The 18,895-nt window shown below is 62.8% G+C and carries 16 protein-coding genes; 7 read left to right on the top strand and 9 right to left on the bottom strand.

All coding sequences use genetic code 11. The annotated features are described in order from the left end of the window. Positions 1 to 21: 21 nt before the first annotated feature. From ACZ5J0_RS05965 to ACZ5J0_RS05950, 4 genes are all read right to left on the bottom strand, one after another. On the bottom strand, positions 22 to 1,242 hold the full coding sequence (locus ACZ5J0_RS05965) for a L,D-transpeptidase (protein WP_464094391.1): 1,221 nt from the start codon (positions 1,240 to 1,242) through the stop codon (positions 22 to 24). 131 nt (positions 1,243 to 1,373) lie between these two features. Next, on the bottom strand, positions 1,374 to 2,852 hold the full coding sequence (gene ahcY, locus ACZ5J0_RS05960) for an adenosylhomocysteinase (RefSeq protein WP_166841427.1): 1,479 nt from the start codon (positions 2,850 to 2,852) through the stop codon (positions 1,374 to 1,376). 42 nt (positions 2,853 to 2,894) lie between these two features. Further along, positions 2,895 to 3,113: a Trm112 family protein gene (locus ACZ5J0_RS05955; protein WP_142939858.1), complete on the bottom strand. Its 219-nt coding sequence runs from the start codon at positions 3,111 to 3,113 to the stop codon at positions 2,895 to 2,897. Between the two features lie 154 nt (positions 3,114 to 3,267). Continuing rightward, the gene (locus ACZ5J0_RS05950; protein WP_250821481.1) at positions 3,268 to 3,645 is read right to left on the bottom strand and encodes a DUF3499 domain-containing protein; all 378 of its coding nucleotides are present in this window, start codon (positions 3,643 to 3,645) and stop codon (positions 3,268 to 3,270) included. A 164-nt stretch (positions 3,646 to 3,809) separates the two neighbouring features. Here ACZ5J0_RS05950 and ACZ5J0_RS05945 point away from each other — a divergent pair, with 164 nt between their 5' ends. Then, entirely contained in the window at positions 3,810 to 4,328 is a 519-nt protein-coding gene (locus ACZ5J0_RS05945) for a metallopeptidase family protein (RefSeq protein WP_142939859.1), read from the top strand. A 116-nt stretch (positions 4,329 to 4,444) separates the two neighbouring features. Here ACZ5J0_RS05945 and ACZ5J0_RS05940 read toward each other — a convergent pair whose 3' ends face one another. The 3 genes from ACZ5J0_RS05940 to ACZ5J0_RS05930 are packed head-to-tail and all read right to left on the bottom strand — an operon-like array spanning position 4,445 to position 10,075. Beyond that, positions 4,445 to 6,133 (bottom strand): DUF5719 family protein, encoded by a 1,689-nt coding sequence (locus ACZ5J0_RS05940; protein ID WP_464094390.1) that lies wholly within the window; start codon positions 6,131 to 6,133, stop codon positions 4,445 to 4,447. Beyond that, a complete protein-coding gene (locus ACZ5J0_RS05935) occupies positions 6,126 to 9,521 on the bottom strand; it encodes a glycosyltransferase family 2 protein (protein ID WP_223942087.1) in 3,396 nt (1,131 codons plus the stop codon). The genes ACZ5J0_RS05940 and ACZ5J0_RS05935 overlap by 8 nt, the downstream gene beginning before the upstream one ends. A gap of 11 nt (positions 9,522 to 9,532) precedes the next feature. After that, complete coding sequence (locus tag ACZ5J0_RS05930) at positions 9,533 to 10,075, bottom strand: WhiB family transcriptional regulator (RefSeq protein WP_250821467.1); 543 nt, start codon at positions 10,073 to 10,075, stop codon at positions 9,533 to 9,535. Positions 10,076 to 10,451: 376 nt separating this feature from the next. Here ACZ5J0_RS05930 and ACZ5J0_RS05925 point away from each other — a divergent pair, with 376 nt between their 5' ends. Next, a complete protein-coding gene (locus ACZ5J0_RS05925) occupies positions 10,452 to 11,147 on the top strand; it encodes a TIGR03089 family protein (RefSeq protein WP_223942086.1) in 696 nt (231 codons plus the stop codon). A gap of 2 nt (positions 11,148 to 11,149) precedes the next feature. Here the strand turns inward: ACZ5J0_RS05925 and ACZ5J0_RS05920 are convergent, their stop codons facing one another. Beyond that, entirely contained in the window at positions 11,150 to 11,716 is a 567-nt protein-coding gene (locus ACZ5J0_RS05920; protein ID WP_166841431.1) for a GtrA family protein, read from the bottom strand. Between the two features lie 180 nt (positions 11,717 to 11,896). Between ACZ5J0_RS05920 and ACZ5J0_RS05915 the strand changes: the two genes are divergently transcribed. The 5 genes from ACZ5J0_RS05915 to ACZ5J0_RS05895 are packed head-to-tail and all read left to right on the top strand — an operon-like array spanning position 11,897 to position 17,524. Continuing rightward, positions 11,897 to 13,084 carry a 5-(carboxyamino)imidazole ribonucleotide synthase gene (locus tag ACZ5J0_RS05915; protein WP_223942085.1) on the top strand — a complete coding sequence of 396 codons (1,188 nt, stop codon included), beginning with the start codon at positions 11,897 to 11,899 and terminating at the stop codon, positions 13,082 to 13,084. Next, the gene (gene purE, locus ACZ5J0_RS05910) at positions 13,081 to 13,644 is read left to right on the top strand and encodes a 5-(carboxyamino)imidazole ribonucleotide mutase (RefSeq protein WP_166841433.1); all 564 of its coding nucleotides are present in this window, start codon (positions 13,081 to 13,083) and stop codon (positions 13,642 to 13,644) included. Before ACZ5J0_RS05915 ends, purE begins: the two co-directional genes overlap by 4 nt. A gap of 14 nt (positions 13,645 to 13,658) precedes the next feature. Next, positions 13,659 to 15,281 carry an LCP family protein gene (locus ACZ5J0_RS05905; protein WP_166841434.1) on the top strand — a complete coding sequence of 541 codons (1,623 nt, stop codon included), beginning with the start codon at positions 13,659 to 13,661 and terminating at the stop codon, positions 15,279 to 15,281. A gap of 53 nt (positions 15,282 to 15,334) precedes the next feature. Continuing rightward, positions 15,335 to 16,585, top strand: a complete 1,251-nt coding sequence (gene manA / locus ACZ5J0_RS05900; protein WP_250821472.1) for a mannose-6-phosphate isomerase, class I — start codon at positions 15,335 to 15,337, stop codon at positions 16,583 to 16,585. 3 nt (positions 16,586 to 16,588) lie between these two features. Continuing rightward, positions 16,589 to 17,524 (top strand): lipid II:glycine glycyltransferase FemX, encoded by a 936-nt coding sequence (locus tag ACZ5J0_RS05895; protein WP_464094389.1) that lies wholly within the window; start codon positions 16,589 to 16,591, stop codon positions 17,522 to 17,524. Positions 17,525 to 17,695: 171 nt separating this feature from the next. On the opposite strand, the gene glpX is transcribed toward ACZ5J0_RS05895, so the two are convergent. Continuing rightward, positions 17,696 to 18,718 carry a class II fructose-bisphosphatase gene (gene glpX / locus ACZ5J0_RS05890; RefSeq protein ID WP_187697249.1) on the bottom strand — a complete coding sequence of 341 codons (1,023 nt, stop codon included), beginning with the start codon at positions 18,716 to 18,718 and terminating at the stop codon, positions 17,696 to 17,698. Positions 18,719 to 18,895: the final 177 nt, after the last annotated feature.

Below are 18,895 nucleotides of genomic sequence, written 5' to 3'. Positions count from 1 at the left end.
GCAATGATGTTAACAGCTGTACTAGCGTTGAGCGTAGATCGCCCAGGGTATGTTCCAGTCTCCAAACCCTTCCAGCGGTTCCACTGCCGGTGCTCCGGTGTTGAGGATCTGAACGACGTCTCCGGTCTTCATGTTGTTGAAGAACCATGCAGCGTCCGCAGGCAACAGACCGACGCAGCCGTGCGATACGTTGGCCACACCAATAGAGCTCCACGCGGCTTCGAGAGCCTGGTGAACGTAGACACCGGACCACGTCAGGCGGTTGGCGTATTCAACCACGAGCGGCGGGTAGTATCCCTTGTCTCCAGGCTTCAGGCCGATGGTGCCGGCGTTGAAGTTGGAGTGGCGTTCTTGCTCCATGATGACCGCGTAGCCGGTGGGCGAAAGCCAGTCTTCCCCGCCCAGTGAGACGGGGGCGGTGTGGACCAGCTGGCCGTCGGAGTACACGTTCATGGTCTTGGTTTTGTCGTCTACTACGGCCACACGCTGCGGGCCCGTAGTGAACGTTGAGACGACGTCCGCGTTGCCGATCATGTTGTTACCGAAATCGACGCCCAGGAGTTTCATGTCCACGGTGACGGTGGTGCCTGAAGCCCAGAAGGCCTCCGGACGGATCCTGACTTTCTTGTCTGAGTACCAGTGCCAGGCCACAGGCTGACCGGATGAGACGGTAATGGCAACCCGCTTTTCCATGGCCGCTTTGTCCACTACGGGCTCGCTGAAGTTGATTTCAATAGGCTGCCCGGAGCCAGCCGTGGTGCCGTTGCGGGGGTAGATGGACGCGTCGGCCTCGTAAGCTGCGGAAACAGTGGTGAAGGTCTGTGACTTTTTGGTCTCTTTCCCCGCAGTATCAACCACGGTGAAGGAGTAGTTGTATTGGGTTTTGAACTTCAGGACTTCCAGAGTGGTCCAGGTGCTGCCATCAGGGCTGGTCTTGCCTTGCACAGGTGCCCCGCCGCTAACCGGCGCCAGCACCACGTCCTTCAGCTTGCCGTTGACTGCTTTGATCTGGGGGCCAACAACGGGATTCCACTCCACAGCCCCATCCAGGGGGGTGATGCCCAACTCCACGGGCTTGGCCTCCACAGTGGGGGCAGGCGACGGTGCAACGGCCGTTTCCTGGGGAGATCCGGCCAGCAGTCCGGGTATCGTGACCACGCCAATTCCGCCCACCACAATAGCTGCGCAGACTCCAACAATGGCAAGGATCTTACCCTTTTTCCGTGTGGCGACTTCCGTCATGGTTCCCGTCATCCTGTCCCCCGCAAGCACTACTGAACACCCAATTCTAGCCGAAAGGCCGGACACGCTGGTCGCGTGCCCGGCCTTTCGCCATCGATTTGGGTATCACCGGCTTCGGCGATGGGTGCTGCCTAGTAGCGGTAATGCTCCGGCTTGTAAGGCCCTGCAACATCAAGATCGAGGTAGTCGGCCTGATCCTTGCTCAGTTCGGTCAGCTCCACGCCCAGAGCATCCAGGTGGAGTCGCGCAACCTTCTCATCCAGGATCTTGGGGAGGACGTAGACCTGATTCTGGTACTCGCGCTCTCCGGCCGGCTGGTCCTTCTTCGTCCAGAGTTCAATCTGCGCAATGGTCTGGTTGGCGAAGGAGTTACTCATCACGAACGACGGGTGGCCAGTGGCATTGCCAAGGTTAAGCAACCTACCCTCGGACAGCACAATGATGGAACGCTCCGAATCCGTGCCGGCCTCGAACACCCATTCGTGCACCTGCGGCTTGATCTCAACCTTCTTGACGCCCGGAATCCTTGCAAGCCCGGCGATGTCGATCTCGTTGTCGAAGTGGCCGATGTTTCCAACGATTGCCTTGTTCTTCATGCCCAGCATGTGCTCGGCCATGATGACGTCCTTGTTGCCCGTGGTGGTGATGAAGATGTCACCTTGGGCGAGCACCGTCTCCAGCTTGGCCACCTGGTAGCCGTCCATTGCAGCCTGGAGGGCACAAATGGGATCAATCTCTGTGACAATGACCCGGGAACCCTGGCCGCGCAACGCCTCGGCGGCGCCCTTGCCGACGTCGCCATAGCCGCAGACAACCGCAACCTTGCCGCCCATGAGGACGTCCGTAGCCCTGTTGATGCCGTCCGGCAGGGAGTGACGGATCCCGTACTTGTTATCGAACTTGCTCTTGGTGACGGAGTCGTTGACGTTGATGGCCGGGAACAGCAGCTTGCCCTGCTCCGCGAGCTGGTAGAGGCGGTGCACACCGGTGGTGGTTTCCTCGGTGACGCCCTCAATACGGGCTGCCAGGCGGGTCCACTTCTGCGGATCAGCGGCAAGGGTCCTGCGCAGAAGATCCAGGATGAGGACGTATTCCTCCGGATCATCTTCAGCGGCAGTGGGGACGGCACCTGCAGCTTCGAAGTCGACGCCCTTGTGCAGCAGCAGCGTGGCGTCGCCGCCGTCGTCGAGGATCATGTTGGGACCCAACTCCGGGTTGGCGTCAGCGCCGGGCCAGGTGAGGATCTGCTCGGCAGTCCACCAGTACTCCTCAAGGGTTTCGCCCTTCCAAGCGAAAACCGGGACGCCCTGCGGGTCCTCGGGCGTGCCCTTACCAACCACGACGGCGGCCGCGGCTTCGTCCTGGGTGGAGAAGATGTTGCAGGAGGCCCAGCGAACTTCCGCACCCAGGGCCGTGAGGGTTTCTATGAGCACCGCGGTCTGGACCGTCATGTGGAGGGAACCGGCGATCCTTGCGCCCTTGAGTGGCTGGGAGGCACCGAACTCCGCGCGGAGCGACATAAGGCCCGGCATTTCGTGCTCGGCTAGACGGATCTGGTGGCGGCCGGCCTCGGCAAGAGTGATGTCAGCCACTTTGAAGTCAAAAGTCATGAAAGTCCTTAGGGGTACCGTGCGGATGTGGAAGAAGGCGCGTCAGGCCTTGGAATCGTGCTGGCCCGACGTTGCCGCATTGGCGGCGGCCAGCAGTTCCGGTGGCAGGAGCAACGGGATGCCGTCCTCAATGGTGTAGCGGAGCTTTACGCCGTCCGCAGCGGCGTCGGTGGAAACCAACTCATCGCCCTCCTGGACCAGCGGTGACCCCGTCACGGGGCAGCGCAGGATGGACAACAGTTCAGGACTGACCTTTGGCATGAATGATGCTCCCTGGGTGGCGCCGGCATGGCGCCGCTGGCGGATATATCTGCAGATTCCAGACTACCGCGCAGGGAGATCGTGTTTTGATCCCGACGACGAATTGCGTCCAGAGCCCGGGAAGCGTGGCACGGAAAGCGGGTGGCGTGAACGATTAAGTCGGTTCCCGGAGGATCCGCAAGTGCCCGCGGCGGGTGCCCTCGGCGCCGGCGGGCGGCTCCATCTGGGCGTGGTTTTGCCGGGCAGGAGTTTCCGCAGGGGCTGAGGCCGCCTCCCGGACCGCGTTGGCAAGTGCCAGCAAATCATCCGGACCCGGTTCCTGCGGCGTTGTGGGCATGGCCAGACGCAGGACTTCCCAGCCACGCGGAACCGTCAGGGACTCTGCATGTTGGGAGCAGAGATCGTAGGCGTGCGGTTCTGCGTAGGTGGCCAGAGGCCCCAGGACTGCGGTTGACTCTGCGTACACGTACGTCAAAGTAGCCACCGCGGACTGGCGGCAGGCTGATCTGGAACACTGACGAATGGCACCCACAACATCCCAGATTAGCGCCAATGGGCGGCTATATTCCGCATTGATGGTCCGTGCCCCGCCAACTGTGCCGAGCATCAAGTGAGAAGTCTCCGGCGTATCACCCGACGCGGCGCGGTGCGGGCCATGAGGTCGCGCTGGCGGTTCCTCGGGACTAAAGTCGATATATGCAGTCACAGCCACATGTTCCCGGGTTCAATATCCGGTGGACTGACGCCGATGGCGATCAGGCCCAGGAACACGCCGGTTCGGAAGTTCGGGGCTTCCGGCGACGCCGGCGCAACCGGCACGGACGGGGACTGCGCGGAGAACTGATGCTCCCCAACCTCCCTGGGTTCCGCACCCGCGCGGAGCGATTCGATGACATGGTGCTGGACTCCGCGGAGCGGCTCCAGGACATGTGGGGCAAGCAACTGGACGGTGTGCTCTTTGCCGTGGACGAAATCCCGCCCAACCTTGAACAGCTTGTCGCCCTGGGGAATACGGCCCCATTGGGCTCCTACACGCCCGGTGGCCGTGGCGAGGCACCCATGATCACGGTGTACCGTCGCGTGGTTGAACAGGGCGTTTCCACCCGTGAGGAACTACAGGACCTCGTCCACGACGTCGTGGTGGAGTACACGGCCGAGATGCTCGGCGTGCCGCCTGAGACCCTGGACCCGGTCTACCGGCGTCGATACCAGTGACGACGGAATAACACCGACGCCGGCAGGCGGGTCATGCTGTCAGCTGGGTCGTGCTGTCGGGCGATTCACATTGTCGGGCGGCTCATGCGATAAGTGCTGTTGCCTGCAAGGTGTGCCTAGTAGCCGACCGAGACCGGCACCTTCTGTAGCCCTGAGGCCGCATCCTGAATTGCCACGACCGAAACGTCTGTGCGTCCTTGTTTTCCGAGTACCAGCGCGCCGTACACCGGATCACCCGACGCGGACACCACATAACCGGCCACCACGGAGTTGCCGGACTTCTCTGGTAGCTCGATCATGGAGGTGGTCCCGCCGGACATATCCACGTCAACGGACTTGCCAACCTTTCCGTCGGCAGTCACCGGAGCGTAGCTGACTGTGCCTCGCCCTTCAGGGACACCAAAGCTCAGGAACTTCTGCCCGCCCCTGGGAACGGCCACCAAGTGCTGGCTACCGAGGCGGGCCGACGACGGAGACCAGGCTAAGTCCGTTGCATCTTCGGCTTTGGTTCCACGGGTGACCCTCGCTGATGCCAGGAAAGAGACATCCGAGCTGGCCCTGACGGTATAGCTGCCGGCTGGGACGCCGTCAAGGTTGAGGGTGGCCACCGTCCCGCCTTTGACCGTCACCACTCCCCCGTTGGGAATTTTGCGTTCTCCGTTGGCACCGTAAAGGCTGACCTGCACCACGGCGTCAGTAGAACCGGGTACGGCGATCTGAAGCGCCGGAACGGCATCCGCGAACCCCGGCTTCGCGGCCAGGGTTTTGACGCCAGACGGGTCTTGAATATCGACGCCGGACATGACCTGAAGGTTCGATGGACCAGCACCCGGCGAAAGGTACTCCACACCACCCGGAGCGATTCCGCGCAACACGCTCTGTTGGATAGTGGCGGCAACGGGGCCTCCCGTGCTGCGCACGTGCACGGCAAGTTGCGATTCACCGGGCGCCAGGCCGGCCAGGTTAACCGAACGGGTGGTGCCGGGAGCTACCAGGAGACCACGGGCCCCGGGCGCCTGGATCTGTCCCTCGTATCCATACAGTTCAAGGTTGACCGTGGCCGGAGTCTCGGAGGCGTTACTCACGTTCAGAACGGCAGTCCGACCAACAGCAGTGTCGGCGCCCAATAACCACGCGTCATTGCCCGGTGGCTGGCATTGAGTTGCCGCCAGGCCCCGGAGATCGCCGTCAGTGGCTGAGTAACTGAGGTTGGCAGCCAGGGACGCCTGCTCGTTTCCCATGGCATCGGCACCCACCACGGCCGGTGACGTCACCGGGCTGATGGACGCTACGCCGGCGGCTAGAACAGGCGGGCCAGCTGTGGGCGGAGGCGTACTGCTGGGTGCCTCTGCGATCCGGGCCACCAGGTCACCACCCAACGCTGCCACACTGCTCCCTGGCACTGTTCCGGCCGGGTTACTGAGCACCACTGCATTCAGGGCGCTGGTGGCCGTGGTGGATACAGGGCTGAAGTCAGCGTCCGTGCCCACCACGGTTCCGTTCACAAGCCGCGCGGGTTCGGGACACACCGCCAGGGCGCGGCCAGCAGGTACGTCAGCCTGGCGGATGTCCACGGAGGTCCCGCCTGAGGGTTCAGGCACCATGGATGTGGCGGCTACTGCCCCTCCGCCGGCGGCAAGGATGACCACTGCTGACAGGACGCCGGTGATGGCTCCCCTATTGGAGCTGCGGCTGTTGGAGCTGCGGCTGGAGCCGGCGCTGCGGCTGGAGCTGGCGCTGCGGGATTTCTTGGGCTCCTGGGCTTCAGTGCTTTCGCCGGACACGTTCTTCTGGTCCTCAGACACTGCTGTACTCCTTACGGAGGGAGACTTCGTCCCTCGACATGCCGGTTCGGCTACGGCGTGCGGGCATCGGCACAGCCAACAGGACCGTGAGACCGATGACCACCGCTTGCAGGATCCCGAACCACAGGGCCCAGGGGTTTGCGTACCGGATCTCAAGGTCGCCTCCGCTGGCAGGCAGCTCGAACGCCTGTGACCAACCTGATGTTGTGGCCTGCAGTTGGCGACCATCCATCCACGCGGTCCAGCCGGGATCGGAGCGTTCGGCGAGGACGATCTTTCGACCCTCATCCCCGGAGGGCACAGTGGCGTCTACGTTTACTTCTTCGGATGGAAGCGTACTCACAAGAGCACCTTCGGAGTCCACGATTCGTACCCTATGCGCTGTATCGGCGGCAGTAGCGGCTTCCTGGTTCCGGGGCGTCACCCGCCACAGCCATCCGGCGTCGGTCTGGCCTACGGCCACCAGTCCCGGGACTGCGTCGATTCTGCTGGCCGTGAGTTGCGCGGCGTTGTCCTCGGCCTTGAGGACGATGAATCCGGCGCCAAGCTGTTCAAGGTCTGCGCGCGGATCCACGCCCGTGCCCGCCACGATGGTGGCGACGGCCCGACGCAAGGATGTGGTGGCAGCGTCATCGTCCGCGATCTCTTCACGTCCTGGTGCGCCAATGATGGTCCGAGCGGAGGCTATGGTGGACAAACTGTCCAACGTGGTCCCGGCTCCACGCATCAGTGACGAGGAGAAGGCCCCCTGTTCACCGCTGGTGATGACCAGGGTTCGCGTGCGCTCAGGCCCCTGTCCGCGGTCTACGGCAGTAGCAGGCAACGTGCCCGTATCTTCCGGCCAAACCTGACGGCGGGCGCCGAGGGACGACGCCTGTTCGGCAGCCCCGGCCGCCACGCTGGATCCAGCAGTCGGAGTGGGCTGGAGGACGTTTTGGGCAGCCCAGGCCGCCATGCCGGCAAGGGGGCCGGCAACCAGGAGTGCCATGGCGACAGCCGAAGCAACGCGCCGCACCTGGACTGGACGCCGGGAACCCTTGGGCATCCTCCGAGGTGCAGCAAAAAGCTTCTCAGCGCCAAGCACGGCAGCACCCAGGAGTAGCATGCCCGAAGCCGACACCGCAGGGCCGGTGAATGGGCCAACAATCACGTTGTTGTTAACCCCGGTGGCCACGTGACCCACCAACCAACTGCTGGCAAGGGTAGCCAAAGCAACCAACCAGAACACCCGGGCCAGTGCGGCGCGTTTTCCGGGAAGGAACAAGGCGGCAACTGCAAGGATCAGAACTGGTGCGACAACAAGCAGAGCCAGCAGTAGTGCCCATGGCACAACGCCCGGACCGAAGACCGCCAAACCGGTCAAACCGCCGTCGATGTCAAAACCGAGCGGCTGGCCGAGAAGCTGCTGCCACAGGGGAGCTGCCTCAAAAGTCAGTGGCAACCCGGGATCGGCCAACAAGGAGCGCGGCCTGTCCAGCACAGATACTCCATACGGCAGGAACAGGGCGACTGTGGGCAGGAGCGACCACCACAGCGTCTTGCCCCGTTGCCCGAGGACCACCGCAGCCAGAACCACCACAACAATGGCAGGTCCCAACAGCGACGGCGCAGAGGCAGTGACCACGGCCATGGCCAGACCGGCAGCGGCGGCAGCAGTCCACGATGGCGTCCCATTAATTCCGGGCTTGCCGGAGAGCAGGGCAGGACGACGGCTCAGCTGTGTGCCCGCAAGGGCAGGGCCTTGGGCTACGGCGGATCCCGAGGCGCGCAACAGTGCCAGCAGCAACAGCGGCATCATGACATGCGCCACCAGGGACCCGACCCTGCCCTCGTTGATGGAAATCAGCAGTGCAGGAGCACCGGACCACGCCAAGGCGGCCGCAACCCGGAAACGGCGCTTGGTAGTGAGCGCGCCTGCCGCGAACCAGGCGCCAACGGCAGAGAACGGCATGGCAAGGATCAGCAGCCACACCATGGCGGCGTTGCCGTCCCCGCCGCCAAAGAGCGAGAGCAGCCACAACACATAGCCGAACGGATCGCCATGTCCGGGCAGACCTGCTCCCAACGTGATCCACCATGTGGACGCATTGGCCCAAATATCTCCTGGTGAGGCTGAAAGAGGGAGGAGTCCGCCGCCGGTAACAGCGCCTGAGCGCAGCAACCCCAGCAATCCCACGAGCGCGGCGCTGAGTGCCACCAGTGCGGCAACCACGGCACCTGTGCCCACCCAGCCCCGCTCATTGGTGGCCAGAGCGGCGAAGTCATCGGCAGCATCCCCGCTGGGTTCCGGGGCAAGAAGATCGGAGATAGCCGGCGTTTCGTCGGCGGGGCGTATCGCTTCGAGCAACGAGCGCCTGTTGGCACGCACCTCCCGTGAGGGCGTCTGCAGCCCGCGCACAACCGATCTGTGCACCCGTCGCGTCCTGGCCGCAACGCGGCGGCCTTTGGCAATGGCAACGGGCCGAACAAGGGCAGCGATGGTGGCCGTGAACTGCGAGAGGCCATAGCCCGGTTCTTTGACCAAAATGCTCAGCACGAGTCGGATCATGGCGCCGAACAACGCGCCCATCGCCTGGAACGGCACATTCCACCACGGGGTGTGCTTGAGGCGCATGTGGATCTGGGCTTTACGTGCCGCGGAGGATGTACCCAGGCCATGCGGGCGGTGTTCCACATGGAACATGCGGGCACCTGGGACTACAACTACGCGATTGCCCGCGAGCCAGTTCCGCCAGCAGAAGTCCACGTCATCGCCACTGCCCGGCAACGCGGGGTCGAATCCTTCCAACAGCTCCCAGACATCGCGGCGGATCAACATACCTGCGGAGTTCACAGCGAAAGTGTCAGTACGGGCATCGTATTGACCTTGATCAACTTCATCGGCGTCGATCAGTGTGAGGCGTTCCGCCCAGCGACTCGTCGAAAGTCCTACATCCACCAGGTGCCGCTTGTTGTCCCAGCCGAGCTGCTTACACCCCGCCACTGTCACTGAGGGCGCGCGTTCAACCGCATGGAGAAGCTCCGCAAGCGCATCAGGCGCGGGGGCGGCGTCATCGTGCAGGAGCCAGATCCATTCGACGGACGTGGTCTTGGCGTCGTTGCCGGCCGGTGCGTCACCGCCATCGGCAGCGTGTGCGGTGTGTCCCGAGGGGGCCAGCTCCTGCAGACCAGCCTGGACAGCGGCCCCAAAACCCGACTTTGCATGGTGGAACGAGGTCACCTTGTTGTGGCCGAAGGCCTCGCTGAGTAATTCCAGTGAGTTATCCGTGGAACCTGTATCAACGCCAATGGCGGCATCCGCCGACCGCGTTTGGTCCGACAATGCCGCCAATGTTCTGGGCAGATAGTTGCCGCCGTCGTGGGAAACCACGACGGCGGTAACATGCACTTCCTTGAGAATTAGACCGCTCGCTTCCTTAGCCGACGACGCTCCCGCTCGGAGAGCCCGCCCCAAATACCGAACCGCTCATCATTGGCGAGAGCATATTCCAAGCACTGCGAGCGGACGTTGCACGCTCCGCAGACCTTCTTGGCGTCCCTCGTCGATCCACCCTTTTCAGGGAAGAAGGCTTCAGGATCGGTCTGTGCGCACAGCGCATCAGTCTGCCAGCCAAGTTCGCCTTCGTCATCGAAGTCCCCCTGGGGAAGGCCGATCCACACGGGTTGCCCCGGCGTCTCAACGGGACGACGCAGCTCCATGGGAGGGTCGTCCAGGTCTTCATCCGGCCCAGCCGGAAGGTCACCAATCAGTGCCTCATGAGCAGCGAGGAGGGCGGTAGCCTGATCCTCCAAAGACTGCTGGACATTCTGGTTGTATCGATCTGCCGCTTCCGGGTCCGCCGGGTCAACGTACCAATCCCCCGGTACTTCCCTCGAACGGTATTTCACCGACGCATGTTCTGCGACGACTGCATCTTCCTGGATACGCAACGCTTGCCCCATGGCGTCCCTCCTGATTTTGCAGCTGCTGCTTGGATGTGTTTCCGATTCCCGGCGACGTTCCGGGTATCTGTGCAGCGGCGTTGATTACTAATTACACGCGTGTAACTACCCACCAGTCAAGCCGCGCCGGGATAATAATCAAGAATCTCTAGAAACGTGGGATGCGCCACGCCCAACATTTTTGTCGAGCCGCCGCGTGTCGTGGCGCAAAATGACAGCCTTGGATCGGCCCGGATGAACTTTCATTGAATTTCCGCGGAAAATTGCATCAGCTTCCGCGGGAGGCCAACGACTGGAGAAAATAGGGTGTGTTGCATTTCACATTAACGATGGCCGGCCCTAAGGAACCTGCCTAACGCCGTGGCAAGATTGACGCATGAGCATCCCGGCAGCGAACCTGATGACCGCCCTACGATCCGGTCACTCAACCTCACCACGACTCACTTGGTATGGCCCCGACTCCGAGCGGGTTGAGCTATCGGGGCGCGTTCTGGACAACTGGGTAGCAAAAACCAGCAACCTGCTGCAGGACGAACTTGACGCCGAACCAGGGATGTCCATCAGGTTGGATCTGCCGGCGCACTGGAAATCCGTCGTCTGGGCCCTGGCTGCCTGGCAGCTGGGCATGGAGGTGGTCTTCGACCACACCTCAGCCGACCTCCTGGCGACGGACAAGCCCGACGACGGCGCCGGGGCCGGCTTCGAGGCGGTGGTCGCCGTGCCGCTCGCGGCACTTGCGATGCGCTGGCCCGGCGAGCTGCCATCCGGCGTCGTGGACTACGCCGCTGAAGTCCGTTCCCACGGTGACGTCTTCATGGCACACAACGAACCCGAGGCAAGCTTGCCCGCCGTGCGCGGAACCACCGGACTGCCCCATGAAGAACTTATTGATGGCTTTGCTACTCCACAAGAGCCAGGCGTCCGCCTGCTGGTCCGCGCCACCGAAGGCTTGGAGCACTGCCTGGCAGCATCCTTGGGCGCTTGGAAGGAGGACGGCTCAGTAGTACTGGTGCATCCGGACTTGGACGTGACAGAACACCTGCTCGAGAACGAGCGCGTCAGCCGTTCGTAGCGTTAGAGATTCTTGACGGAAGGAAATTCGCCCGTTGCAGGGTTCGTCCCTGCCTCGGAACCCGCCTTCGCCTTATGGTGAAGCTCAATGATCTCGTGGTCATGCGAGAACTCGGGTTCGGCGTCCAGCTCTTCGTTGAAGACCCAGAAGCGGTACGCAAAGAAGCGGAAGATGGTGCCCAGGATGAGGCCCACCACGCTGCCTGCGATGAACAGCGAAGGTTTGTCGTTGAGGTCCAGAATGTACTTGGCGAACCACACACAGCCGGATGCAATCAGGAGACCTACAAGGTTCATGATGGCAAACAAAACGGCCTCACGAACAACGTTGGCCTGCTTGCGGTGCCGGAACGTCCAGAAGCGGTTTGCCACCCAGGAGAAAATACTTGCAACAATCGTCGCAATGGCCTTCGCCCACACTTCGCTGCCGTGCATCGGGCCGGAAAACAGCCAGATGAAAACGGCCGAGTCAATGACAAAAGCAACACCGCCGACGGCGCCGAACTTTGCTACCTCACGCCAAAAAAGTGAGGCAAGTCCGCGGATGCGATCTGCAAGTGTGGTGATCATGACCCTCCATGGCCGTTGAAATGTGGGCCGATGGGCCAAGCCCATTTTAGCGCCGATTTCCTTGCGCTGCCTTTGAGGGGGCTGTGAGAAGGCCGATACTGACACCCCACACCGGTAGAAATCCGTCCCATGGGGCGGCAGAATCAGTGATCCTGGCGCCGGTTCGGTAGGCTGAACCTTGTGACTTTTCCAGTAATTGGCGTAGTTGGCGGCGGCCAACTCGCACGAATGATGGCTCCGCCCGCTACCGCACTGGGCTTCGAACTCCGCGTTTTGGCTGAAGGTGAGGACGTTTCTGCCGTGGCTGCAGTAGCCACCGCACCCATTGGCGACTACAAGGACCTGGATGCTCTCCTTGAGTTCGCCAAGGGGCTGGACGTCATGACCTTCGATCACGAACACGTCCCCACACAACACCTCCAGGCCCTTCTTGACGCTGGTGTCAACGTCCAGCCGGGCCCGGATGCCCTGGTCAACGCCCAGGACAAATTGGTGATGCGTGCTGCCATTGATCGTCTTGGATTGCCCAACCCGGAGTGGTCGGCTGTCTCCACCGTTGAGGAGCTGGTGGCCTTCGGCGATAGGATCGGCTGGCCCGTAGTCCTGAAGACACCCCGCGGCGGTTACGACGGCAAGGGTGTCAGGATTGTTGACACCCCGGACGAAGCCTTGGACACGGCAGACTGGTTCCAGGCCATGAGCCCGCTCCTGGCCGAAGCCAAGGTTGATTTCAGCCGCGAGCTCTCTGCCCTTGTGGCACGCAGCCCCAGTGGCGAATCGCGTGCCTGGCCCGTTGTGCACACCATCCAGGTGGATGGAGTCTGCGACGAAGTAATCGCTCCTGCCCAGAACATCTCTGTTGAAGTGGCGGCCGCTGCCGAGGAAGCTGCCTTGCGAATTGCCAACGAACTTGGCGTCACCGGGGTCATGGCTGCAGAACTCTTCGAAACGCCAGGAGTCGGAGCCGGCTTCCTCATCAACGAACTCGCCATGCGCCCGCACAACACCGGTCACTGGACGCAGGACGGCTCCATCACCAGCCAGTTCGAGCAGCACCTGCGTGCCGTGTTGGACCTTCCTTTGGGCGCTACCGATGCTTTGGCGCCGGTGGTAGTCATGAAGAACTTCCTGGGTGGCGACAACCAGGACCTCTTCAAAGCCTTCCCCATGGCGTTGGCCTTCGAGCCAGCAGCCAAGGTTCACTCCTATGGCAAGTCCGTCCGGCCAGGCCGCAAGATCGGCCACGTGAACCTCGTTGGCAGCTCGGTTTCCGACGTCGACTCCGTCCGCCAGCGCGCCACCGCGGTGGCCAACATCATCCGTGACGGCCGCAAACCGGAACAGACCACCCTTGAGGAGACTGCATGACTTCCGAAAAAACGGCCCCGTTGGTAGGACTTGTGATGGGCTCGGATTCCGATTGGCCGGTCATGGAAGCCGCGGCGGATGCCCTGGCCGAGTTCGGCATACCCTTTGAGGCAGACGTGGTCTCGGCCCACCGGATGCCCACCGAGATGATCCGCTACGGACAGACGGCCCACGAACGCGGCCTGCGCGTCATCATTGCCGGTGCGGGCGGCGCAGCCCACCTCCCCGGCATGCTGGCTTCGGTGACGCCCCTTCCGGTCATAGGTGTCCCGGTCCCCCTCAAAACCCTGGACGGCATGGACTCCCTCCTGTCCATCGTGCAAATGCCTGCCGGCGTTCCCGTGGCCACGGTATCCATCGCAGGAGCACGCAACGCGGGACTTCTTGCCGTTCGCATGCTCGCCTCAGGAACGGATGAACTCGCGTCCAAGCTCCGCGAAGACCTCCTTACCTTTGCCCAGGAACTGAACGACGTCGCTACCAAGAAGGGCGAAAACCTGCGCCACAAGGTGGAACAAGTCTTCTCCCCTGCCAATGCCTCCGCCCGGAGCTCCCGCTAGGAAGGCAGCGGTTGATGACCATGCACAAGTCCACGAATCAGCCCGGTTCCGCCCTGACTGATCCCGTCCGCTATCCGTCCAGCGCGAGTGCGCCGGTGCGGACCAAACGCGCCTTCGTGCTGGTACTCCTCACTCTCTTTGTTCCCGGCAGTGCCCAAATCGTTGCCGGAGACCGCAAACTTGGCCGCATGGCTTTGCGCGTCACCATCACGGTGTGGGCCCTTGCCCTGCTCACGCTCATCGTTGCGCTGGTGAATCGAAGCCTGCTGCTCAGCCTTGCCACCCATCCCGTGGGCTCGTTGTTCATCATTGTGATCCTGGTGGCGTTGGCCTTGGGGTGGGCCTTCCTGTTCCTCAATACTCTGCGGATCATCAGGCCGGCACTCCTGGCACCGGGAATGCGGCCCATCATCGCCGTCGTTTTGGCGGTAAGCACCGTCATCGCCAGCGGATCCCTGGGCTACCTCGCCTACGTGCTGAACGTGAGCCGGAATGCGATCGGCAGCATCTTCAACGCCGGTCCCGCCATCGATCCCGTGGACGGGCGTTATAACTTCCTCATGATGGGAGGCGACGCCGGCGACGACAGGACAGGCCGGCGACCGGACAGCCTCTCCGTCATCAGCGTCGATGCCAAAACCGGAGAGAGCGCCATCATCTCCGTCCCCCGCAACCTGCAAAATGCGCAGTTCAGCGAGGGCTCGCCCATGCGCGAGATTTACCCGGACGGCTACAACTGCGGCGACGAATGCCTCATCAACGCCGTCAACACCGAAGTCACCAACAACCACCAGGATCTCTACCCGGGGGTTGCCGATCCCGGCGCTCAGGCCACGCTCGAAGCGGTGTCCGGCACCTTGGGCATCACCGTCCAAGCTTATGTCTTGGTGGATATGGACGGCTTTGCCAAACTCATCGATGCCATGGGTGGAATCCGTATCAAGGCCGGCGGTTGGGTGCCTATCAGTGGTCCGGTCACTGACGAGGCGAACGGAATCCACGGCATGCCTGACGGCTGGATCCCGGCCGGTGATCAGCACCTGAATGGTTTCCAGGCCTTGTGGTACGGACGTTCCCGCGAGTTCGTGGATGACTACGCCCGCATCGCGCGCCAGCAGTGTGTGCAGCAGGCCATGCTCAAGCAACTCGATCCCGCCACCCTGCTGACCAAGTTCGAGGACATCGCCAACGCCGGCACCAAGGTGGTGGATTCGAACATTTCCTCCACCCAACTGGGCAGTTTCGTTGACTTGGCCTTGAAGTCCAAGAACCAGCCGGTCAAGCGCCTCACCATCGGGCCCCCGGACTTTGACGCGTCCTTCTCCACGGTGCCTGACTTTGACCTGATCCATGCCAAGGTCCAGGAAGTCCTGGCGTCGTCCAACACCCCCAAGGCGGAAGACGCCGTCGTATCCCACGACGACGCCAGTGCCGGTACCGTTGTGGCCGCGGGTCCAACAGCCGGGCTCCTGCCCGCAAGTCAGCTGCCCTCGCCGTCGGCCGATTTCACCCCCGTAACCACCACACCGGACGGCACGCCAATCACCATCGAGTTGCTGAACGGCCTCAAGGCGCAAGGCGATGAGCAAGGCATCCGTAATCTCGTGGCCACCAATGGACAGTGCGCGCCCCTGTAGGCTTGTTCGTCCGCTCCACCCCACGTCCAGCGCAACGATAAGGACCTTCTTTCGTGTACAAGATTGAGAATGTTTTGCGACCCTACGCGTGGGGTTCGACGACGGCCATCGCCGAACTGCTGGGTCGTCCCGCGTCGGGTGGACCCGAGGCCGAGATGTGGATCGGGGCCCACCAGGACTCGCCCTCCACAGCCGTTCACCCCAACGGTGTTACCCAGCCCCTCGATGCCCTGATCGGCTCGGACCCGGTGCGCTGCCTGGGTTCCGAGAGCATCGCCGAGTTCGGGCCCCGGCTCCCCTTCCTCACCAAGCTCCTGGCTGCCGAGCAGCCTTTGTCCTTGCAAGTGCACCCCAGCCTGGAGCAGGCACGGGAAGGATTTGCCAGGGAGAATGAAGCCGGGATCCCGGCGGATGCCGCGAACCGCAACTACCGCGATGACAACCACAAACCGGAGATGATTTTCGCCCTGACTCCGTTCAAGGCACTGTGCGGTTTCCGTTCGCCGGCTGCGTCCAAGGACATCTTTGAGCACTTGGCCTCTGTCCTTGATTCGGCAGCAGTCGATACTCCCGATGTCATCAGCGGCGTCATCGCAGACCTCGGCCATTCCGATGAGTCCGCAGCGCTGAAGGCCGCCTTCAGCCGGCTGATCCAGGGTGGCAGCGACGTCTCCGACGTGATCCATGAGGTGGTTGCCGTCCTGTCCGCCGGTGCACCGTTGGAGCCGCACCGCGAAGCCCTGACCGCAATGCTGGACATCAATGAGGCCTTCCCCGGAGATCCCGGCGTCCTCATTTCCCTCCTTCTCAACCACCTGTCCCTGGAGCCCGGCGACGTGGTCTACCTGCCTGCCGGCAACATCCACGCTTACCTCCACGGATTGGGCGTGGAGGTCATGGCGTCCTCTGACAACGTGCTCCGCGGCGGACTCACGCCCAAATACGTGGACGTCCCCGAGCTGCTGAAGACTGTCCGTTTCGAAGCACTGGGCGTGCCGCGCGTCGAGGCCAGCGGTACGGAATTCGGGCAGGAACTGTACCGCCCGCCCTTCAGGGAATTCCAGCTCCAGCGCATCGAGCTTGCCCCGGGGGCCGAGCCGGTGCCGCTGGCGCAAACCGGGCCCGCCGTCGTCGTGGTGGTGTCCGGTTCGGTGATGCTCGACTCCCCCAAGAGCGACCTCCGGCTTGAGCGCGGCGCCGCCGCGTTCATCCCCGATATCGAAGCGCCCGTCAATGTTCACCCAGTGCAAGGTGCCACCGACGTCAGTGTTGCCTTCGCAGTGACCACGGGCCTGGGGAACTGATCCATGGAGTTTTTCCTGCAAACGCCCGCATGGGCGGCAGTCCAGCGTTCCCTGGGACGCCGTGTCCACGAGCAGTCCGGGCCCGGCTGGAGTTTCCTCGCCATTGAGGAAAAGAACCCTGCCGGCAAGGTTATCTATGCTCCCTATGGCCCCGTGGCGGAGTCCGTGGAGGCTTTCGACGCCGCCACGGCGGCCCTGGTTGCCCTGGCTAAGACCGAGAGTGCGGTGTTCGTGCGGATGGAACCCGCTGCGGCGGGGTTTACAGCGTCCGACGCCGGACCTCTCCTGCGCGCCCGCGGCTTGCAGCCGGCGCCGGTCAACCAGCAGCCGGAGCTGAGTTGGGTCGTAGATCTGGAAGGCGACTTCAAGGACGTGTTGGCCGGGATGAAGCCCACCAACCGGAACCTTTACAGGAACATCCACAAGAAGGGCGTGACGTTCCGCGCATCCCAGGATCCGGCGGACATCAAGATCCTTCTGCACTTCCTCCACCTGACGGCTGCCCGGAACGGCTTCAAACCGCAGAGCGACGAGTATCTCACCCAGGTAGCCGCTTCCCTGTTGCCCAATGGGGCGGGAACGCTGTTCATTGCCGAGCTTGAGGGCGAGCCGATCGCGGCTGCCTTCGCCTACGACTCCGCTGATACCCGTGTCTACGCCCACGCTGCCCTGGACGATACCCATCGCAAGCTCAGTGCGGGCATTCCCCTCCTGGTGACCCTGATGGCCGATGCCAAGGAGAAGGGCCTCAAACACGTGGACCTTTGGGGCGTGGCTCCCGAGGACCAGCCGGACCACAAATGGGCGGGCTTCACGGCATTCAAGAAGTCATTTGGAGGACGCGAGGTGTCCTACCCCGGCACCTGGGACCTCCCGGTCAACAAACTGCGCTATGGCGCCTACCAGCTGGCCAGAAAACTCCGCGACAAGCTCCGCTAGGCCCACATCAGCCTCTCAACAGCGCGAAGCCGGGAGCCGCTGCCCCCACCGCATCCAAACAGCGAAAAGCGCCCCATCGCGGGAGCGGCATCAAATCGACGAGGTACGAGGAGATAGCCGCAGAGCGATGGGGCGCTTTTCGCGTCAAAGACGCGACCTGCAATGGAGGGGTTACGGCTTGCGCGCGTACGTCTCCCACTTGGATGCGTGGTGCTCGGCCTCCACGAAGCGGACCGTTCCGGACTTGGAGCGCATCACGATCGACTGGGTCAGCACGCGGTCCTTCTGGTAGCGGACCCCGTGCAGGAGGTCGCCGTCGGTGATGCCGGTTGCTGCGAAGTAACAGTTGTCGGAGGTGACGAGGTCGTTGGTGGAGAGGACGCGGTCGAGGTCGTGTCCGGCGTCGATGGCCTTCTGCTTTTCGTCGTCCGAGGTGGGCCACAGACGGCCCTGGATGACGCCGCCGAGGGACTTGATGGCGCAGGCGGTGACAATGCCTTCCGGGGTACCGCCAATGCCCATGAGGGCGTCGACGCCGGTGCCGGAGCGTGCTGCCGCGATGGCGCCCGCAACGTCACCGTCCATGATGAACTTGGTGCGTGCACCGGCTTCGCGGATTTCTTCCACGAGGGGGCGGTGGCGGTCGCGGTCCAGGATCATGACGTTGAGCTGGTTGACCTTGACGCCCTTGGCTTTGGCGATGAGGTGCAGGTTTTGCTTGACGGGCAGGCGAAGATCCACCATGTCGGCGGCTTCGGGGCCGGTAACGAGCTTCTCCATGTAGAACACGGCGGAGGGATCGAACATGGAGCCACGCTCAGCTACTGCCAGCACCGCGAGGGCGTTGTTGATGCCGAGGGCGGTCAGGCGGGTACCGTCGATGGGGTCGACGGCGACGTCACATTCGGGACCGGTGCCGTCGCCAACCTGCTCGCCGTTGAACAGCATGGGGGCTTCATCTTTTTCGCCTTCACCGATGACCACGACGCCGTTGAAGTGGACGGTTTGAAGGAATGAACGCATGGCATCAACGGCGGCGCCGTCGGCCTTGTTTTTGTCACCGAAACCTACCCAGTGGCCGCCGGCAATTGCCGCAGCTTCGGTAACGCGGACGAGTTCAAGCGCAAGGTTGCGGTCGGGTTCGTCGAGGCCGACGGCGAGCGACGGCGAAATCGTGGAATACTGCTGGGTCATTGGTGCAGGAGACACTTGAACCTCTTCTTCGAGTGACGATTCACGGGACCGGACATGGTTGCACGGGGCAACCCGGGGTTCCTCTATCAACGATCATAGTCGCCGAGTGGTCAGTGAGTCGTTGGATGACCACCGCCCCCGGCACCTGTGGTGAGGTTACCGGATGTGTGTTCCCTG

Source organism: Arthrobacter sp. DualSoilB13 (assembly GCF_055389195.1).
The sequence above is the reverse complement of the archived record's forward strand: the minus strand, read 5'-3'. Positions and strand labels throughout refer to the sequence as shown.